Raw genomic sequence first — 16,756 nt, 5'->3', positions numbered from 1 at the left:
TGGCCCCCCAAACCCAGCGCCGACCAAGGTCGGCATCTACCGGAGACCTAGTGGCTGGCCCTGTCCCGCTTCCAGCCCCGGTGCTTGATGTCCAGCTGCAGGCTGTACAGCGCGGTGAACGCCGGGAACAGGTTCTGCAGCACGCCCACCGAGTCCTGCTTGGCCGAGAACAGGAAGTAGCTCAGCGTCATCAGGCTGCCGACCACGCTCATGTACCAGAACAGCCGCGGGATCACCGGCTTGCCCGCACGCTTGGACGCGATGAACTGGACCAGCCAGCGGCCACCGAACATCAGCGCGCCGGTATAGCCGATCAGCTTCCAGCCGGTCACATGCAGGCCAGTCCAGTACAGCCAGGTCAGCGGCTGGTCGAGCCAGTGAAGTTCCAGCCCCATCACCGCTCTTCCACCGCAGTGCGCTTGCTGCGGGTGATCAGCCAGGCCACGCCGCGCAGATCACGAATGCCGACCAGCGCGCGGCCCAGATTGTTGTACTTGGACACGCCGGCGGTACGGTGGCGGTGGTTGACCGGCACGCTGGTGGTCTTCCAGCCGGCACGCTGCATCAGCGCCGGCAGGTAGCGGTGCATGTGGTCGAAGTACGGCAGGTCGAGGAACGCGCTGCGTTCGAACAGCTTGATGCCGCAGCCGGTGTCGGGCGTGTCGTCGCGCAGCATGCGCGCGCGGATGGCGTTGGCCCAGCGGCTGGCCCAGCGCTTGCTGCCGCTGTCCTGGCGGTTGACGCGCCAGCCGGCGAACAGCTTCACCTGTGCCTCGGCGGCATCGCGCGCGGCCAGCAGCCTGGGAATATCGGCCGGATCGTTCTGGCCGTCACCATCGAGGGTAGCGATCCAGGGCGCCCGTGCGTGCTTGACGCCGGTGCGCACGGCGGTGCTCTGCCCGCTCTGGTTCACGTGGTGCAGCACCCGCAGTTCCGGCGTGGTCGCCTTCAGGCCCTGCAGCACAGACAGGGTGTCATCGCGCGAGTGATCGTCGATGTAGACGATCTCGAACGGCAGCCGCCCGCGCAGTGCAGCGGTGATTTCGGCAACCAGCGGGGCGACATTGTCGCGCTCGTTGAATACCGGGACGACAACGGAAAGCTCGGGTTGGCTCATAAGGCACTCGGCCAAAGGGGGACAAAGACCGCGCATTCTCCGAAGCCGAGGTTATCCGAAGATGAATCCGGCTGTGTGAGGATCCCTCCTCAGGCGCGATCGCCAAAATACTCGCGGCACCACTGCACGACGGGGGGCAACCCTTCTTCGATCGGGGTCACCGCATCGAAGCCGAATGCGTCATGGGCGCGCCGGGTGTCGGCCATCGTGCGTACCATGTCGCCGGGCTGCATGGGCTTGTAGACCTTCTGCGCGGGGCGGCCGGCCGCCTGCTCGATCACGCTGATGAAGCGCTCCAGCTCGACCGGCGTATGGTTGCCGAGGTTGAACACCCGGTGCGGTACCGGACCATCGGCCGGATGCGCGAGCGCGCCGAGAATACCCGACACGATGTCGGAGACATGTGTGAAATCGCGCTGCATGCGGCCTTCGTTGAACACGTCGATCGGCCGCCCCGCCAGCACCGCGCGCGAGAACAGCAGCGGCGCCATGTCCGGCCGGCCCCACGGGCCATACACGGTGAAGAAGCGCAGGCCGGTGGCATGCAGGCCGTAAAGCTGCGCGTAGGTGTAGGCCATCAGCTCGTTGGCCGCCTTGGTCGCCGCGTACAGCGAGCGCGGCTGGTCCACGCGCTGGTCCTCGGAGAACGGCGGCGTGGCCGAATCGCCGTAGACCGAACTGCTGGAGGCATAGACCAGGTGTTGCACGCCACGGTGGCGACACAGCTCGAGCATGTTGACGAAGCCGACCAGGTTGCTGTCGACGTAGGCATGCGGGTTTTCCAGCGAATAGCGCACGCCGGCCTGCGCGGCCAGATGGATCACCGCGGCCGGCTTCACTTCGTCGAACAGTGCCGCCAAGCCCTGCTGGTCGGTCAGGTCCAGGGTGCGCAGGTCCAGCGCCGGGCACAGCGCTGCCACACGGTCGCGCTTGATCTGCGGGTCGTAGTAGTCGTTGAAGTTGTCCAGGCCGACCACCGGCTGGCCCGCCTCCAGCAGCGCGCGGGCGGTGTAGGCACCGATGAAGCCGGCAGCGCCGGTGAGCAGGATGGTCATGGCAGTTGCCTGGAAATCAATGAGTACAGGTGCAGAGGATACGCTGCGGGCTCAGAACAGCCCGAAACGCTTCTTGGCCACATTGGCGCGGCCGGGTTCGATCACGTCCTGGATCTTCTTCGCATCGAAGCGGTCGAGCAGCGCCTCGGCGCCCTTCTTCAGCTTCAGATCCATCTCTTCCGGATACAGCGGAACCAGGGCCATGAAGCTGATGGTCTTGCCGTCGTCCAGTTCCAGCGTGGCGAAGTCCTCCGGGGTCGTCACCGGCGGCAGCACGATGGCGCCGTCGAAGCCCACGCCCGGCGCGTAGGGCTCGCTGGGATGGCCGTTGGGAATGGTGTGGCCGAAGCCCAGCCAGGTGTCGTACTCGTGCGGCAGCCGTGCCATGCCCTTCAGCAGGCGCACCGGCCAGTAATTGCGTTCGTCCTCGAAGGCATCATGCGAGATCGGCCAGTCAGCCGGCAGGGTCACCATCAGTTCCATGTAGCGGGGCACGTCCGCGTCCACCTCGGCGGGCACGGTCATCGGCAGGTCGCTCATGCCGGAGGTGACCAGTCGCAGGTACGGACACTGGTCAGTGGCCGGTACCACGTGCACGTCGATGTGCACCAGGTCGGAGATGATCTCGTGGAAGACACCGGACACCGGACCCAGATGGCGCTCGATGTGCGCGCCGATCGCCTCGATGTGTTCTTCGCCCTGTGGCGGGGTGAAGTCCTTCTGGCGGCTGTGCACCATGATCGGGCTGCCGCCCGGGCTGACGTCGTCGAATGTGTTGCTCATGTCCTGCTCCCTGGATGAGGCCACGGACCGGAGAGCGATGCATCCCCCGGCGCGCGCGGCGGTGCGTTCCCTGTCACCTGCAGGACGCGGCAGGAACAGGCCGCATCCCCTGGCGCTGCGCCGGGCTCAGCCCTGGCGCGTACGCAGCTTTTCCAGCACGCCGTCCAGGGTATCCAGGTCGGTGTAGTGGATGATCAGCTTGCCCTTGCCACCCCGGCCGTGGCTGATCGCCACCTTGGCGCCCAGCGTTTCGGACAGTTCGGTTTCCAGCGAGGCGATGTCGGCCTGCTGCACCTTCGGCGTGGCGACCGGGCGATTGCTCGGCACCTTGCCGGCGGCGAAGGCCTGCGCACGGCGCTCGACCTCGCGCACCGACCAGCCTTCATCGGCCGCTTCCTGCGCCAGCTTGCCGGCCAGCTCGGGGGCCAGGGTCAGCAGCGCGCGGGCGTGGCCCATTTCCAGGCGGCGGGTTTCCAGCAGCAGGCGGATCGCCACCGGCAGCTCCAGCAGGCGCAACAGATTGGACACCGCCGCGCGCGAGCGGCCGACGGCCTCGGCGGCCTCGGCATGGGTCAGGGTGAATTCGCTGATCAGGCGCTGCAGCGCCTCGGCTTCTTCCAGCGGGTTGAGGTCTTCGCGCTGGATGTTCTCGATCAGCGCCATCGCAATGACGGTGCGGTCTTCCAGCTCGCGCACCACCACCGGCACTTCGTCCAGGCCGGCCAGCTGCGATGCGCGCCAGCGGCGCTCACCGGCGACGATTTCGTAGTTGCCGGCGGGCAGCTGGCGCACCAGGATCGGCTGGATCACGCCCTGCGACTTGATCGAGTCGGCCAGCTCGGACAGCTTGCCCTCGTCCATCTCGCGGCGCGGCTGGTACTTGCCCGGCTGCAACTGGCCCACGGCCAGCTTGCGCAGCACTTCACCCGGCAGCGGCTCGATCACCGCGGTGGTGGCCTGCACCTGACTGACCGCGCCTTTCGGGCCCAGCAGCGCATCCAGGCCACGGCCGAGGCCTCGCTTCTTGGCTGCCGGCTTGCTGCTGGTCATCAGACGGTCTCCACGGCCTTGGTGGCCTTGTTGCGTTCGTTGTTGCGGCGGATGATCTCGCCGGCCAGGCCCAGGTAGGCCACGCCACCGCGCGAGGCGCGGTCGTAGCCGACGATGCTCTGGCCATGGCTGGGCGCCTCGGCCAGGCGCACGTTGCGCGGCACGATGGTGCGGAACACGCGGTCGCCGAAGTGCTCGGTGAGCTCGGCCGAGACCGCGTTGGCCAGATTGTTGCGCACGTCGAACATGGTGCGCAGCACGCCTTCGATCTCCAGCGCCGGGTTAAGGTTGGCACGCAGCGCATCGATGGTTTCCACCAGCGCGCTCAGGCCTTCCAGCGCGTAGTACTCACACTGCATCGGCACGATCACCGAATCGGCGGCGGCCAGCGCGTTGAGCGTCAGCAGCGACAGCGCCGGCGGGCAGTCGATCAGGATGTAGTCGTACTCGTCGCGGATTGGTGCCAGCGCGCGCTTCAGCCGCTGCTCGCGCTCGCTCTGCGCCATCAGCTGGATCTCGGCGGCGGTCAGGTCGATGTTGCCGGGCAGCAGGTCGTAGCCTTCGGCGGTCTGCACGCGCACGTCGGCGGCGCTGGACTCGCCCAGCAGCAGATCGTAGGTGGAAGCGGCCAGCTCACGCTTGTCCACGCCACTGCCCATGGTCGCGTTGCCCTGCGAATCCAGGTCGACCAACAGCACGCGCTTGGGTGCGTTGGCCAGGGAAGCGGCCAGGTTGACGGCGGTCGTGGTCTTGCCGACGCCACCCTTCTGGTTGGCGATGGCGATGATGCGGGCCATGCGGGTGTGCCTCGTCGACGTGTACTGGGACCGGTCATTATGCGTACAACCGGCCCCTTGCGGAAATCGTGAATCGCCAACCCGTTGTTCCACAAAGGGCTGGCGGCGGGAATCAGGGACCTGTAACAGTGACCAGGTGGCGTTCGCCGGCCAGGCCGGGCACGCTCAGCGGGGTCACCTCACGCACCTTCCAGCCAGCCGGCAGGTCCGCGATCTCCTCATGCGGGTAGACGCCCTTCATGGCCAGCAGTACGCCGCCGGGGCGCAGCAGGTGGCCACCAACGCGGACGATGCCGGCCAGGGTGTCCATCGCGCGCGCGGTCAGCTGGTCGTAGCGGCCGGCCTCGTCCAGCGCCTCGGCGCGCGATTCGGCCACGCGGGCATTGTCCAGACCCAGCTGGCGCACGGCCTCGCGCATGAAGCGCGCCTTCTTGCCGTTGCTCTCGACCAGGGTGACCTGCAGGCCCGGGCAGGCGATCGCCAGCGGGATGCCGGGCAGCCCGGGGCCGGTGCCGAGATCAGCCAGGCTGCCATCGGCCACGAACGGCTGCATTGCCAGCGAGTCGAGCAGGTGGCGCGTGACCATCTCCTGCGGGTCGCGGATGGCGGTGAGGTTGTAGGTGCCGTTCCAGCGGTGCAGCAGGGCCAGGTAGCGCAGCAGCGGCGGCGCCAGCGCGGCGTCCAGGCCCATGCTGGCCAGGCCCTGTTCCAGCGTGGCAGCCACGCTGGCGGGAAGTGGGTGTTCGCTCATGCCGGCATTATCGCCGGTTTTGCGCGCTGATTCCCCGCTTCAGTGCGGATACCAGGCCAACGCCGCACAGAACTGGCCGCTGGCCTGCCATTCGTGCAGGTGCCAGCGCGCGGCCTCGCCCAGTTCCGGGTCGCACCAGCGCAGGTGCAGGGCACCATCGGCCCCCGGCGCCAGCTGCAGGCGGTGCAGGCCGAACGAGATGCCCTGGCCGTGCGCCTTCAGGATGGCTTCCTTGGCGCACCACACGCGGAAGAACCAGTGCTCGCGGCCGGCCTGGTCCAGACTTTCCAGCCAGGCCACCTCCTCGGGGTGGAAGAAGCGCTGCACGATCTCCAGCAGGCGGGCCCGCGGCCGCAGCAGTTCCAGATCCACACCCAGCCGCACGCCTTCGCCCAGCGCCACCAGCAGCACCTCGCCACTGTGGCTCCAGCCGGTGCCGTAGTGGGCCAGCGCGCCGCTCAGTTCCGGCCGGCCCTTGTCATCGCGGACCAGCGGCAGCGTCTCCGGGTCGGCACCCAATGCCTGTGCCAGCACCTGCCGCGCCTGCGGTTCACCGCGCTGGCCCGGCACGTGCGGACGCCGCCAGACCGTCACCGGACCGAAGCGCCACGGGCCGTCGAGGGTGGCTGGCAGGCTCATCCGCACGCGCCCATCACGGAATTCCACGACGGGTTCACGGCCGTGCGCGTCAACTGGTCACAGTTCCCCACCGGAGGTTCGATCATGGGCATCATCATCTGGCTGATCGTCGGCGGCATCGTAGGCTGGCTGGCCAGCATCATCATGAAGCGCGATGCCCAGCAGGGCATCATCCTCAACATCGTGGTCGGCATCGTCGGCGCGCTGATTTCCGGCTGGCTGTTCGGCGGCGGCATCAACGAAGCGATCACCATCCGCACCTTCCTGTTCTCGCTGATCGGCGCGGTGATCCTGCTGGCGATCGTCAACCTGTTCACCCGCAAGAGCATACGGTGATCTGAGGGGTAGCGCCGGGCCATGCCCGGCGTCACCCTGCCGCCGCTGCGCTCGCCGGGCATTGCCCGGCGCTACCTCAACTCAACCCAACTGTACCCACGCCGGCGCATGGTCGCTCGGACGTTCCCAGGTGCGCGGCTCGCGGTCGATGCCCGAAGCCACCGCACCGCTCTTCAGCGCATCGGAGACCAGGGTCAGGTCGATGCGCAGGCCCAGGTTGCGACGGAAACCAGCGGCGCGGTAATCCCACCAGCTGAAGGTACCCGCCTCGTCGTTGTGCAGGCGGAAGCCGTCGTGCAGGCCCAGCTGCAGCAGCTTGTTCAATGCGCCGCGCTCGGCGGTGGAGGTCAGGATGTGGTTGTCGTTCCACACCTCCGGGTCGTGCACGTCGCGCGCGTCCGGGGCGATGTTGAAGTCGCCCATCACGATCAGCTTCGGGTGGCGCTGCAGCTCTTCGGCGATCCAGGCATGGACCGCTTCCAGCCAGCGCAGCTTGTAGTCGTACTTGTCGGTACCGATGTCCTGGCCGTTGACCACGTACAGGTTGATCACGCGCAGGTCGCCGAAGGTACCGGCGATGACGCGCTTCTGCTCGTCCTCGAAACCGGGAATGCCGATCTGCACGTCCTGCGCCGGCTCACGCGACAGCAGCGCCACGCCGTTGTAGGTCTTCTGGCCGGCGAACACGCTGCGGTAACCCGCGGCGATCAGCGCCGAATCGGGGAACTTGTGGTCCTCCAGCTTGGTTTCCTGGATACCGACGATGTCCGGGCCGAAATCCTTGAGCCACTGCTCCAGGTGCGGCAGGCGGACATTGAGCGAATTGACGTTCCACGAGGCGATCTTCATGGGCGCATTCTACCCGGGTAGGCCTGGGTTGCCTTGTAGAGCCGAGCCCACGCTCGGCTGCGTCTGCCTGGACCAGCCAAGGGCAGCCGAGCGTGGGCTCGGCTCTACAGAAGAATCGGGCGCTGATTCCGTAGAGCAACGCCATGCGGGGCTTCACCGCAGCAACAGCCTCAACAACCCCGCAATCTTCGAGTACGGCGGGCGCAGCCGGTCACTGGTCGCCCAGCGCGCCTGCCACAGCACGGGCAGGCGCTTGCTCATCGCGTCGAACCCGGCCCGGCCGTGGTATGCACCCATGCCGCTGGCGCCAACCCCGCCAAACGGCAGCCCATCAGCGGCGAAGTGCAGCAGGGTGTCATTCACGGTCACCCCGCCCGCCACCACCTGGCCGAGGATATGCTCCACCGTCGCCGTGTCGTGGCTGAAGGGATACAGCGCCAGCGGCCGGTCACGCGACAGCACGTCGGCCAATGCGGCATCCAGATCCGGATAGGCGCGCACCGGCAGGATCGGCCCGAAGATCTCCTCGCGCATCAGCTCCAGGTCATCCGGCGGGTCCAGCACCACGGTCGGCACCAGCAGGCGCTCGCGGTCGGCGCGCGCCTCATCCACCTGCGCCAGCGGGATGACCGGCACGCCGCGTTCGCGCGCCTGCGCCAAGTAGCCCTGCAGGCGCTGGTACTGGCCCTCGTTGATGATGCGCGTGTAGTCGTCGGCATTGCTGAAGTCGCCATAGCGCTCGCGCACCTGCTGCTGCAGCGCCTGTACGAACTCACGCTGGCGGACCGTATCGATCAGCACATAATCCGGCGCGATGCAGGTCTGGCCCGCGTTGAACCACTTGCCGGTGGCCAGCCGCGCGGCGGCTTTGTCCAGCGGGAAATCGCGACAGACGATGGCCGGCGACTTGCCGCCCAGCTCCAGCGTGACCGGCACCAGATGCTCGGCGGCGGCGGCCATCACCTTGCGGCCCACGGCGGTCGAGCCGGTGAACAGCAGATGGTCCAACGGCAGCGACGACACCGCTGCGGCCACGTCCGCCCCGCCCTGCACCACCGCCACCCGATCGGGCGGGAATACACTGGCCAGCAGATCGGCCAGGAACGCGCTGGTACGCGGCGTATGTTCCGAAGGCTTGAGCAGCACATGGTTGCCTGCGGCGATGGCGGTAGCCAACGGCACCAGTGCCAGCGTGACCGGGTAGTTCCAGGGCGAGATCACCCCGACCACACCCAACGGCGTCGGTCGCAGCTGCGCGCGCGCCGGCCACAGCTTCCAGCCGGCCGATGCGTGCTGCGGCTTCGACCAGCGCCGCAGGTGGCGGCGCAGGTGGTCGATGGCCGACAGCACGCTCATGCCATCGGCCAGCTTCGATTCAACGTGGGCGCGGTGGCCGAAGTCTTCGGCGATGGCCTGGGCCATTTCATCCAGGCGTGGCTTCAGCGCCTCGCGCAGGCGGCGCAGGTCGGCCTCGCGCTGGTCGAGCGTGGGGCGCTGCGACTGCCAGGCGCTGCGCAGGGTGTGCAGGAGGGCGGGGAGCTCGGCCGGCGGAATGGTGGTCATGCCGCGACTATACGGCGTGCGGCACGTCTCGATGGGCACGAGATGGCGTGTGGCTTCGGATGCTTGTCAACCGCGATGATGGCATTGAACGCTGCCTGTTCGCTTCTGCGGAATTTTGTGCCGCGCGTAGCGCGGTCGCCGAGCATCGCTCGGCGCTACAGGGAAACGAAAAGGCCGTGGTCTGCACCACGGCCCCTGAAACCCGGTGGGTGCCGACCGTTGGTCGGCACGCCGGTTATTGGGTGATATCCACGTCCTTGGTTTCGCGCAGGAACAGGCCGCCGATCACCACCGACATCAGCGCGATGATGATGGGGTACCACAGGCCGTAGTACAGGTTGCCGGTACCGGCCACCAGCGCGAACGAGATCGCCGGCAGGAAGCCACCGAACCAGCCGTTGCCGATGTGGTACGGCAGCGACATCGAGGTGTAGCGGATGCGGGTCGGGAACAGTTCCACCAGGTAGGCAGCGATCGGGCCGTAGACCATGGTCACGTACAGCACCAGCAGCCACAGCATGAACACCGTGCCGGCAATGTTGATGCGTGCACCATCGGCCTTGGCCGGGTAGCCGGCGGTGGTCAGGGCGGTCTTCAGTTCCGCACCGAACGCATCGGCCTTGGCCTTGCCGTCTTCCTTGGTCAGGCCGGCGGCCTCATACGAGGTGACGCTGGCGCTGCCCACGTTCACCATCGCCAGCGAACCGGCGGCGGCGGGCTGCACGTCGTACGGCACACCTGCCTTGGTCAGCGCGGCGGTGGCCACGTCGCAGGAGCTGGTGAACTTGCGCAGGCCCACCGGATCGAACTGGAACGAGCAGGTAGCCGGATCGGCCACGACCAGGGCCGGCGAGCTGCTGCGGGCTTCTTCGATGGCCGGGTTGGCGAAGTGGGTCAGGCCCTTGAAGATCGGGATGTAGGTGACGGCGGCCAGCAGGCAGCCGGCCAGGATGATCTTCTTGCGGCCGATACGGTCGGACAGCCAGCCGAAGAAGATGAAGAACGGTACGCCCAACGCCAGCGCGGCCGCGATCAGCAGGTAGGAGGTGGTGGCATCGACCTTCAGCATGCTGCTGAGGAAGAACAGCGCGTAGAACTGGCCGCCATACCAGACCACCGCCTGACCCGCCGCCGCACCGAGCAGGACCAGCAGCATCAGCTTCAGGTTGCCGCCCTTCAGGCTGTCACGGAACGGGGTCTTGGAACCCTTGCCCTCGGACTTCATCTGCTGGAACAGCGGCGACTCGCTCAGCTGCAGGCGGATCCACACTGAGACACCCAGCAGCAGGATCGAGACCAGGAACGGAATGCGCCAGCCCCAGGCTTCGAAGGCTTCATTGCCCAGGAAGTAACGGCAGGCCAGGATGATCAGCAGCGACATGAACAGGCCGAGCGTGGCCGTGCACTGGATGAAGCTGGTGTACAGGCCACGTTTGTCGTCCGGCGCGTGCTCGGCCACGTAGGTGGCGGCACCGCCGTACTCGCCGCCCATCGCCAGGCCCTGGGCCAGGCGCAGGATGATCAGGATCACCGGCGCGGCGAAACCGATCGAGGCGTAGTTGGGCAGCACGCCGACCAGGAAGGTCGAGATGCCCATGATCAGAATGGTGACCAGGAAGGTGTACTTGCGGCCGATGCGGTCGCCGAGGCTGCCGAAGAAGGCCGCGCCGAACGGACGCACGAAGAAGCCGGCGGCAAACGCCAACAGGGCGAAGATCATGCCTGTGGTTTCATTGACGCCACTGAAGAACTGCTTGGCGATGATGGCCGCGAGCGAGCCGTACAGGAAGAAGTCGTACCACTCGAACACCGTGCCGAGGCTCGAGGCGAAGATGACCTTCTTGTGACCCTTGGTCAGGGTGCCCGCTTTGTGTGCGGTACTGGGTGTGCTGGACATGGGGCGTTTTCCCTCGGTAGATGCCGACCTTGGTCGGTACTCAATTCGGTAGGTACCGGCCGCGGGCCGGCACGCAATCTCTATAGGTGCCGACCTTGGTCGGCACTCCTCTAGAAGCTGTACTTGGTGGTGAACTGCAATCGGGTGATGTCACCCTTGTTGCCGTTCTCCACTTCGCGACGGCCGTACATCAGCTCCGCACCGATATCGACCTTAGGCAGCGGCGAATAGAAGATGTTGCCGCGGATGCTCTGCACGCTCTTGGTTACCAGCGGGCCGAGGATGCTGTCGTTGTCGTAGTCGCTGCGCGCGTAGATCAGGTTGGTGCGCAACTTCGGCGAGAACGCATGCCGCCAGCCCACGTAGCCGGCAAGCACGCCGGTCGGGTTGAGTTCGTCGCGGGCCACGTCATAGGCACTGTCGGCGGTAATGCCCAGGCCGATGTAGCGGGCGATGCCTTCGCCGCCGGTCAGCTGGTAGTGCAGCGAATCGCTGTCACCCATCACCCATTTGCCGCCCAGGGTCAGGCCGCCAGCCACCTTGTCGGCCTTGGCGCCGGTGGCCTGGTTGTCGACCTTCAGCTGACGGACGATGCCGCCGACACCGAAGGTGCCCCAATCACCCTTCCAGCCATAGCGCATGGTCAGATCGGGCAGGCTGCCACGGTCGGAGTTGGCGCTGGCGTTGGTCCATGCCCCGGTGACCGGGTTGCGGGTACCGGTGAGGGTGGTGGTTTCCGGGTTTTCCAGCGCGACGCTGAAGCCACCCTGGGTGTAACGCACCTGGGCCTGGCGCACGAAGATCACGCCATCGGTGGGGCCGACGAAGTCGACCGCCTCGGGCAGTGCGGCCGCGTCCATGAAGTTGGACCAGGTCTGGCCGGCCATCCAGTTGTTCCAGTACATGTAGGCGTGGCGCAGGGTCACACCGTAGGTATTGGTGGCGGTCTGGTTGCCCAGTGAATTGCCGAAGAAGTCCATCTCGAAGAACGCACCGGCCTTGTTGCCCGATTCGCTCACGTTGTCGATGCCCAGGTTGAAGCGCGAGAACTTGGCGTGGGCATTGAAGTCGGTGCCCGAACGCTTGCCGCTGCCGCCAGCGCCTTCCACCGGGGTCTGGCCCGGCAGGTACAGCGAGCGGCCGGTGGCGTCGTCGGCCAGCTGGCCATCGCTGGTCTGGGTGGCCAGGAAGTCGGCCTTGATGAAGCCGCCGATCTTGACCGTGGTGCCCGGCGCCGCGCCCGGGGTGATGGTGGTGACCTGGATGGGCTGCTTGCCGGCCGGCACCTGTGCGACCGGCTTCTGCTCGGCCTGCACCGTGCGGACTTCGGTTACGGCCTGCTGGGTCTGGCTGATCTGGGTCTGTTGTTGTTGCTGCGAAGACAGCAGCAGCTGGACCTGGCGTTCCAGTTCGGCAACGCGTGCTTCCAGTGCCTTCTCTTTGGCGGTCTCTGCGAACGCCATGCCCGGTGCGACCAGGGCGACCAACAGGCAGGCCGCCAAAGGTGTGCGCACGGCTTTCAACGTACGGTGGCTCATGTTGCCCTCTCTCCCAAGTGGCAAGGTGATGCCGCGCGTGGGGCACGGTCGAGCCGAGACTGCGGGGCGATTATGTATAGCGGCTATTCGCCATTGGTCGAACCCGGCCCTGCTGGGCGCTCACTTTCGACCATGGTCTAACCAGAGTGGTGACGCGACCGGGGGTGGATGGGGCAAACTGAGGGGGATCGGTCGCTGCGATGCTGCGACCGCACACACAAAGTCAACGTGCAAGTGAGGGTGCCATGGCTGATATCTACCCCGTCGATCCGCAGTTCGCCGCCAAGGCACGCATCGACAAGACGTCGTACGAACAGCAGTACCAGGCTTCGGTGACCGACCCGGATGGTTTCTGGGGCAAGGCGGCAGGGCGCCTGCAGTGGATGCGCAAGCCGACGAAGATCAGGAACGTCAGCTACGACCTGTCCGACTTCCACATCAAGTGGTTCGAAGATGGCGAACTCAATGCCAGCGTGAACTGCCTGGATCGCCAGCTGGAAACGCGCGGCGACAAGACCGCCCTGCTGTTCGAGCCGGACGGCCCGGATGCACCGGCCCAGCACGTCACGTATCGCGAGCTGTACGAGCGCACCTGCCGCCTCGGCAACGCGCTGCGCAACCTCGGCGTCAAGAAGGGCGACCGGGTCACCATCTACCTGCCGATGATCGTCGACGCCGCGGTGGCCATGCTGGCCTGCGCCCGCATCGGTGCGATCCACTCGGTGGTGTTCGGTGGCTTCGCGCCGAACTCGATTGCCGACCGCGTCAGTGACTGCCAGAGCAAGCTGATCATCACCGCCGACGAGGGCCTGCGCGGTGGCCGCAGGATTCCGCTGAAGGCCAACGTCGATGCCGCGCTGAAGCTGCCGGGCACGAACACGGTTGAAACCGTACTGGTGGTGCGCCACACCGGCGGCGCGGTGGACATGCAGGCCCCGCGCGACCGCTGGTTCCACGATGTGGTGGACAGCCAGCCGGCCACCTGCGAACCGGAACGCATGAACGCGGAAGACCCGCTGTTCATCCTCTACACCTCCGGTTCCACCGGCAAGCCGAAGGGCGTGCTGCACACCACCGGCGGTTACCTGCTGTACGCGGCCTACACCCATGAAGCGGTGTTCGACCTGCGCGAGGACGACATCTACTGGTGCACCGCCGACGTCGGCTGGGTCACCGGCCACAGCTACATCGTGTACGGTCCGCTGGCCAACGGCGCGACCTCGCTGATGTTCGAAGGCGTGCCGAACTACCCGGATACCTCCCGCTTCTGGAACGTCATCGACAAGCACAAGGTGAGCATCTTCTACACCGCCCCGACCGCCATCCGTGCACTGATGCGCGAAGGCGAGGAACCGGTGAAGAAGACCTCGCGCGCGTCGCTGCGCCTGCTCGGCAGCGTGGGCGAGCCGATCAACCCGGAGGCCTGGCGCTGGTACTACGAGGTGGTCGGCGACAGCCGCTGCCCGATCGTCGATACCTGGTGGCAGACCGAGACCGGCGGCATCCTGATCTCGCCGCTGGCCGGTGCGATGGATCTGAAGCCGGGTTCGGCCACCCTGCCCTTCTTCGGCGTGCAGCCGGCGCTGGTCAATGCCGATGGCGAGATCCAGGACGGCCCGACCGAGGGCAACCTGATCATCCGTGACTCCTGGCCGGGCCAGATGCGCACGGTGTACGGCGACCACCAGCGTTTCATCGATACGTATTTCCGCACCTACCCGGGCAGCTACTTCACCGGTGACGGGTGCCGCCGCGACGAAGACGGCTATTACTGGATCACCGGCCGCGTTGACGACGTGATCAATGTGTCCGGCCACCGCATCGGCACCGCCGAAGTGGAAAGCGCGCTGGTCTCGCACCCGAAGGTGGCCGAAGCGGCCGTGGTCGGCTTCCCGCACGACGTGAAGGGCCAGGGCATCTATGCCTACGTGACCCTGGTGGCCGAAGAAGCGCCGAGCGACGAACTGCAGAAGGAACTGGTCGCGTGGGTACGCAAGGAAATCGGCCCGATCGCCACGCCGGACCACCTTCAGTGGGCGCCGGGCCTGCCGAAGACCCGCTCGGGCAAGATCATGCGCCGCATCCTGCGCAAGATCGCCGAGAACGCGCCGGACCAGCTCGGCGACACCTCGACCCTGGCCGATCCATCGGTGGTGGCGTCGCTGGTGGACGAGCGCAAGGTGCGCTGATGGCGTGACTGCAGGCGCAGGACGCGCCAGGGACGTGGCCGGGAGGAGGGACCCGGCCGCGTCCGACCCGTCCTGCACCTGCCATCACGTCGCTCTTTTTCCTGATCGATAAGCTCGACCCATGACCACCCTCCTGATTGCCGATGACCACCCGCTGTTCCGCGAAGCCCTGCGTGGGGCCGTGCAGCGGGTCATCCCGGGCGTACAACTGTTCGAGGCCGACAGCGTGGAAGCACTGTACGCGCTGGCCGATCAGCACAACGACGCCGACCTGGTCCTGATGGACCTCAACATGCCGGGTGCGCAGGGCTTCAACGCACTCGTGCACATGCGCTCACTGCATCCGCAGCTGCCGGTGGTGGTGGTGTCCGCGCGCGAAGAAGCCACGGTGATGCGTCGCGCGCTCGACCACGGTGCGCTCGGCTTCATTCCCAAATCGGCCGACTCGGACACCATCGGCCATGCACTCGGCACCATCCTCGATGGCGAGACCTGGGCACCGCCGGAGGCGCACAACGTGCCGCCCACCGGCAGCGAAGAACGCGAAGTCGGCCAGCGCCTGCGCGAGCTGACCCCGCAGCAGTTCCGCGTCCTGCAGATGCTCGGCGCCGGCCGCTTGAACAAGCAGATCGCCTACGACCTCAACGTCTCCGAAGCAACGATCAAGGCCCACGTCACCGCCATCCTGCGCAAGCTCGGCGTGACCAACCGCACCCAGGCCGTGCTGATGGCCGGCAAGCTGGCCATCGACGACGACGCCATCGTGCTGCCGCCGGAAGAAGATTGATTGTGACCGACTATGGAGCCGAGCATGGGCTCGGCTCTACAGACGTCATGATGCCCCTGTAGAGCCGAGCCCACGCTCGGCTGCTCTTTGCCTCAATACCAATCACTCCTCAAGCGGCCATCGACTCCACCCATAGGGGTATTCCCCGATGCGCGTGGCCAGCCCAGCACGCACCGGATTGGCCGCGATATACACCGCCTGCGTGTGCAGGCATTCATCGCTGCGCAGCGCGTGGTCGTAGTATCCCGGCTGCCAGATCGGCGCGTTGGCATCAGCGCGCCTGCCGATGGAACGCCCGCTCCGTGATTTGAGGATCTGCATGCAGCCGGCAAGCGTGCCGGTACGGAGTTCGAACAGCCAATGCAGATGATCCGGCATCACCACCCAGGCGAGGGAGGAGGTCCGCCCCGTTCGCTCTACGGTGCGCAGTGCTTCGATCAGCAGATCGACGTTGGCCTTGTCGTCGAACCAAGGACGGCGTGCGCGTGTCACAGCCGTGATCGCGTAGACATTGCCGGTCTGCGACCAGCGACCAAAGCGGAGTGCGGGACTGGCCACGCGAAGAGGCTATGGCACGCATGACAGCCCTTCCATCAGTGCAACACCGCAATGCTTGTCAGCCAACACCCTGAGGTAGAGCCGAGCCCATGCTCGGCTGGCGCGCGAAGCAGCCGAGCATGGGCTCGGCTCTACAGGAACAGGCGTTACCCCACGCCGTGCAGGTGTTCGTACAGGATCGTCGCGCCGATGATCACCAGGATCACGCCACCGATGATCTCGGCGCGCTTGCCGACCATGCTGCCCAGCACGCGGCCGAGCATGATGCCGACGGTGACCATGGTCAGCGTGCACAGGCCGATGACTGCGGCCATCACACCGATATGCACGTCCATGAAAGCCAGGCCGATACCCACCGCCATCGCATCGATGCTGGTGGCGAAACCGGTCAGCGCCAGCTTCCAGAAGCCGTGGTGCTGCGAAGGATCTTCGTCTTCCTCGGCGCTGTCCGGACGCAGGCCGTTGTAGATCATGTGGATGCCCAGCGCACCGAGCAGGCCGAAGGCGATCCAGTGGTCGAACGCTTCCACGTACTGCAGGGCGGCACGGCCGAGCAACCAGCCGATGATCGGTGTGATCGCCTCGATGACGCCGAAGATGATGCCGGCGCGCAGCGCATCGCGGAACACCGGCTTGCGCATGGCCGCACCCTTGCCGATCGCCGCGGCGAAGGCATCGGTGGACATGGCAAAGCCGATCAGGAGGATCGAAATGGGGGACATTGGCGGCTGCTGAGGTCGGGCAAGGACGGACGCACGGCTCGCGCTCGCGCCCAACCTGACGTTGCGCGCGCGGGCCGCTGGTCTCGCCAACCATCATGGTTGTCCACGCCACGGCGCACTGGCCG

At 66.6% G+C, this 16,756-nt stretch carries 17 protein-coding genes; 3 read left to right on the top strand and 14 right to left on the bottom strand.

Annotated elements, in window-relative coordinates; genetic code table 11:
* Positions 1 to 47: 47 nt before the first annotated feature.
* The 8 genes from AC5P8D_RS11045 to AC5P8D_RS11010 form a co-directional block, all read right to left on the bottom strand.
* Complete coding sequence (locus AC5P8D_RS11045; RefSeq protein WP_008267433.1) at positions 48 to 395, bottom strand: lipid-A-disaccharide synthase N-terminal domain-containing protein; 348 nt, start codon at positions 393 to 395, stop codon at positions 48 to 50.
* Complete coding sequence (locus AC5P8D_RS11040) at positions 395 to 1,117, bottom strand: glycosyltransferase family 2 protein (RefSeq protein ID WP_414614708.1); 723 nt, start codon at positions 1,115 to 1,117, stop codon at positions 395 to 397. The genes AC5P8D_RS11045 and AC5P8D_RS11040 overlap by 1 nt, the downstream gene beginning before the upstream one ends.
* An 89-nt stretch (positions 1,118 to 1,206) precedes the next feature.
* Positions 1,207 to 2,172, bottom strand: coding sequence for an NAD-dependent epimerase/dehydratase family protein (locus AC5P8D_RS11035; protein ID WP_414614707.1), 966 nt, complete (start codon positions 2,170 to 2,172; stop codon positions 1,207 to 1,209).
* A gap of 51 nt (positions 2,173 to 2,223) precedes the next feature.
* A complete protein-coding gene (locus AC5P8D_RS11030; protein ID WP_329765968.1) occupies positions 2,224 to 2,955 on the bottom strand; it encodes a suppressor of fused domain protein in 732 nt (243 codons plus the stop codon).
* A 126-nt stretch (positions 2,956 to 3,081) separates the two neighbouring features.
* The gene (locus AC5P8D_RS11025; RefSeq protein ID WP_049413186.1) at positions 3,082 to 4,005 is read right to left on the bottom strand and encodes a ParB/RepB/Spo0J family partition protein; all 924 of its coding nucleotides are present in this window, start codon (positions 4,003 to 4,005) and stop codon (positions 3,082 to 3,084) included.
* On the bottom strand, positions 4,005 to 4,802 hold the full coding sequence (locus AC5P8D_RS11020) for a ParA family protein (RefSeq protein ID WP_010482381.1): 798 nt from the start codon (positions 4,800 to 4,802) through the stop codon (positions 4,005 to 4,007). Before AC5P8D_RS11020 ends, AC5P8D_RS11025 begins: the two co-directional genes overlap by 1 nt.
* A gap of 112 nt (positions 4,803 to 4,914) precedes the next feature.
* Positions 4,915 to 5,553, bottom strand: a complete 639-nt coding sequence (rsmG, locus tag AC5P8D_RS11015; protein ID WP_010482382.1) for a 16S rRNA (guanine(527)-N(7))-methyltransferase RsmG — start codon at positions 5,551 to 5,553, stop codon at positions 4,915 to 4,917.
* A gap of 39 nt (positions 5,554 to 5,592) precedes the next feature.
* Positions 5,593 to 6,192 carry a 4'-phosphopantetheinyl transferase family protein gene (locus tag AC5P8D_RS11010; protein ID WP_495203423.1) on the bottom strand — a complete coding sequence of 200 codons (600 nt, stop codon included), beginning with the start codon at positions 6,190 to 6,192 and terminating at the stop codon, positions 5,593 to 5,595.
* An 84-nt stretch (positions 6,193 to 6,276) separates the two neighbouring features.
* Here AC5P8D_RS11010 and AC5P8D_RS11005 point away from each other — a divergent pair, with 84 nt between their 5' ends.
* Positions 6,277 to 6,528: a GlsB/YeaQ/YmgE family stress response membrane protein gene (locus AC5P8D_RS11005; RefSeq protein WP_005411656.1), complete on the top strand. Its 252-nt coding sequence runs from the start codon at positions 6,277 to 6,279 to the stop codon at positions 6,526 to 6,528.
* Between the two features lie 81 nt (positions 6,529 to 6,609).
* Here AC5P8D_RS11005 and xth read toward each other — a convergent pair whose 3' ends face one another.
* From xth to AC5P8D_RS10985, 4 genes are all read right to left on the bottom strand, one after another.
* A complete protein-coding gene (gene xth / locus AC5P8D_RS11000; RefSeq protein WP_049413190.1) occupies positions 6,610 to 7,377 on the bottom strand; it encodes an exodeoxyribonuclease III in 768 nt (255 codons plus the stop codon).
* A gap of 153 nt (positions 7,378 to 7,530) precedes the next feature.
* On the bottom strand, positions 7,531 to 8,940 hold the full coding sequence (locus AC5P8D_RS10995) for a coniferyl aldehyde dehydrogenase (RefSeq protein ID WP_143994943.1): 1,410 nt from the start codon (positions 8,938 to 8,940) through the stop codon (positions 7,531 to 7,533).
* A 235-nt stretch (positions 8,941 to 9,175) separates the two neighbouring features.
* Positions 9,176 to 10,837 (bottom strand): MFS transporter, encoded by a 1,662-nt coding sequence (locus AC5P8D_RS10990; protein WP_019337934.1) that lies wholly within the window; start codon positions 10,835 to 10,837, stop codon positions 9,176 to 9,178.
* 110 nt (positions 10,838 to 10,947) lie between these two features.
* Positions 10,948 to 12,375 carry a DcaP family trimeric outer membrane transporter gene (locus tag AC5P8D_RS10985; RefSeq protein ID WP_019337935.1) on the bottom strand — a complete coding sequence of 476 codons (1,428 nt, stop codon included), beginning with the start codon at positions 12,373 to 12,375 and terminating at the stop codon, positions 10,948 to 10,950.
* A gap of 245 nt (positions 12,376 to 12,620) precedes the next feature.
* On the opposite strand from AC5P8D_RS10985, the gene acs reads away from it, so the two are divergent.
* A complete protein-coding gene (gene acs / locus AC5P8D_RS10980) occupies positions 12,621 to 14,564 on the top strand; it encodes an acetate--CoA ligase (protein WP_049480338.1) in 1,944 nt (647 codons plus the stop codon).
* A gap of 121 nt (positions 14,565 to 14,685) precedes the next feature.
* Complete coding sequence (locus tag AC5P8D_RS10975) at positions 14,686 to 15,351, top strand: response regulator transcription factor (protein ID WP_005420420.1); 666 nt, start codon at positions 14,686 to 14,688, stop codon at positions 15,349 to 15,351.
* A gap of 102 nt (positions 15,352 to 15,453) precedes the next feature.
* Here AC5P8D_RS10975 and AC5P8D_RS10970 read toward each other — a convergent pair whose 3' ends face one another.
* Positions 15,454 to 15,909, bottom strand: a complete 456-nt coding sequence (locus AC5P8D_RS10970; protein ID WP_019337937.1) for an REP-associated tyrosine transposase — start codon at positions 15,907 to 15,909, stop codon at positions 15,454 to 15,456.
* 146 nt (positions 15,910 to 16,055) lie between these two features.
* The gene (locus tag AC5P8D_RS10965; protein WP_010482394.1) at positions 16,056 to 16,631 is read right to left on the bottom strand and encodes a manganese efflux pump MntP; all 576 of its coding nucleotides are present in this window, start codon (positions 16,629 to 16,631) and stop codon (positions 16,056 to 16,058) included.
* Between the last annotated feature and the right edge of the window lie 125 nt (positions 16,632 to 16,756).

It is taken from the genome of Stenotrophomonas sp. YJH_SMC_101-4 (assembly GCF_059370395.1).
The sequence above is the reverse complement of the archived record's forward strand: the minus strand, read 5'-3'. Positions and strand labels throughout refer to the sequence as shown.

What these genes read in the sequence shown, in the direction of transcription:
- AC5P8D_RS11045 (WP_008267433.1), bottom strand. Translation starts at nt 395, where the DNA reads ATGGGGCTGGAACTTCACTGGCTCGACCAGCCGCTGACCTGGCTGTAC.
- AC5P8D_RS11040 (WP_414614708.1), bottom strand. Translation starts at nt 1,117, where the DNA reads ATGAGCCAACCCGAGCTTTCCGTTGTCGTCCCGGTATTCAACGAGCGC.
- AC5P8D_RS11035 (WP_414614707.1), bottom strand. Translation starts at nt 2,172, where the DNA reads ATGACCATCCTGCTCACCGGCGCTGCCGGCTTCATCGGTGCCTACACC.
- AC5P8D_RS11030 (WP_329765968.1), bottom strand. Translation starts at nt 2,955, where the DNA reads ATGAGCAACACATTCGACGACGTCAGCCCGGGCGGCAGCCCGATCATG.
- AC5P8D_RS11025 (WP_049413186.1), bottom strand. Translation starts at nt 4,005, where the DNA reads ATGACCAGCAGCAAGCCGGCAGCCAAGAAGCGAGGCCTCGGCCGTGGC.
- AC5P8D_RS11020 (WP_010482381.1), bottom strand. Translation starts at nt 4,802, where the DNA reads ATGGCCCGCATCATCGCCATCGCCAACCAGAAGGGTGGCGTCGGCAAG.
- rsmG (WP_010482382.1), bottom strand. Translation starts at nt 5,553, where the DNA reads ATGAGCGAACACCCACTTCCCGCCAGCGTGGCTGCCACGCTGGAACAG.
- AC5P8D_RS11010 (WP_495203423.1), bottom strand. Translation starts at nt 6,192, where the DNA reads ATGAGCCTGCCAGCCACCCTCGACGGCCCGTGGCGCTTCGGTCCGGTG.
- AC5P8D_RS11005 (WP_005411656.1), top strand. Translation starts at nt 6,277, where the DNA reads ATGGGCATCATCATCTGGCTGATCGTCGGCGGCATCGTAGGCTGGCTG.
- xth (WP_049413190.1), bottom strand. Translation starts at nt 7,377, where the DNA reads ATGAAGATCGCCTCGTGGAACGTCAATTCGCTCAATGTCCGCCTGCCG.
- AC5P8D_RS10995 (WP_143994943.1), bottom strand. Translation starts at nt 8,940, where the DNA reads ATGACCACCATTCCGCCGGCCGAGCTCCCCGCCCTCCTGCACACCCTG.
- AC5P8D_RS10990 (WP_019337934.1), bottom strand. Translation starts at nt 10,837, where the DNA reads ATGTCCAGCACACCCAGTACCGCACACAAAGCGGGCACCCTGACCAAG.
- AC5P8D_RS10985 (WP_019337935.1), bottom strand. Translation starts at nt 12,375, where the DNA reads ATGAGCCACCGTACGTTGAAAGCCGTGCGCACACCTTTGGCGGCCTGC.
- acs (WP_049480338.1), top strand. Translation starts at nt 12,621, where the DNA reads ATGGCTGATATCTACCCCGTCGATCCGCAGTTCGCCGCCAAGGCACGC.
- AC5P8D_RS10975 (WP_005420420.1), top strand. Translation starts at nt 14,686, where the DNA reads ATGACCACCCTCCTGATTGCCGATGACCACCCGCTGTTCCGCGAAGCC.
- AC5P8D_RS10965 (WP_010482394.1), bottom strand. Translation starts at nt 16,631, where the DNA reads ATGTCCCCCATTTCGATCCTCCTGATCGGCTTTGCCATGTCCACCGAT.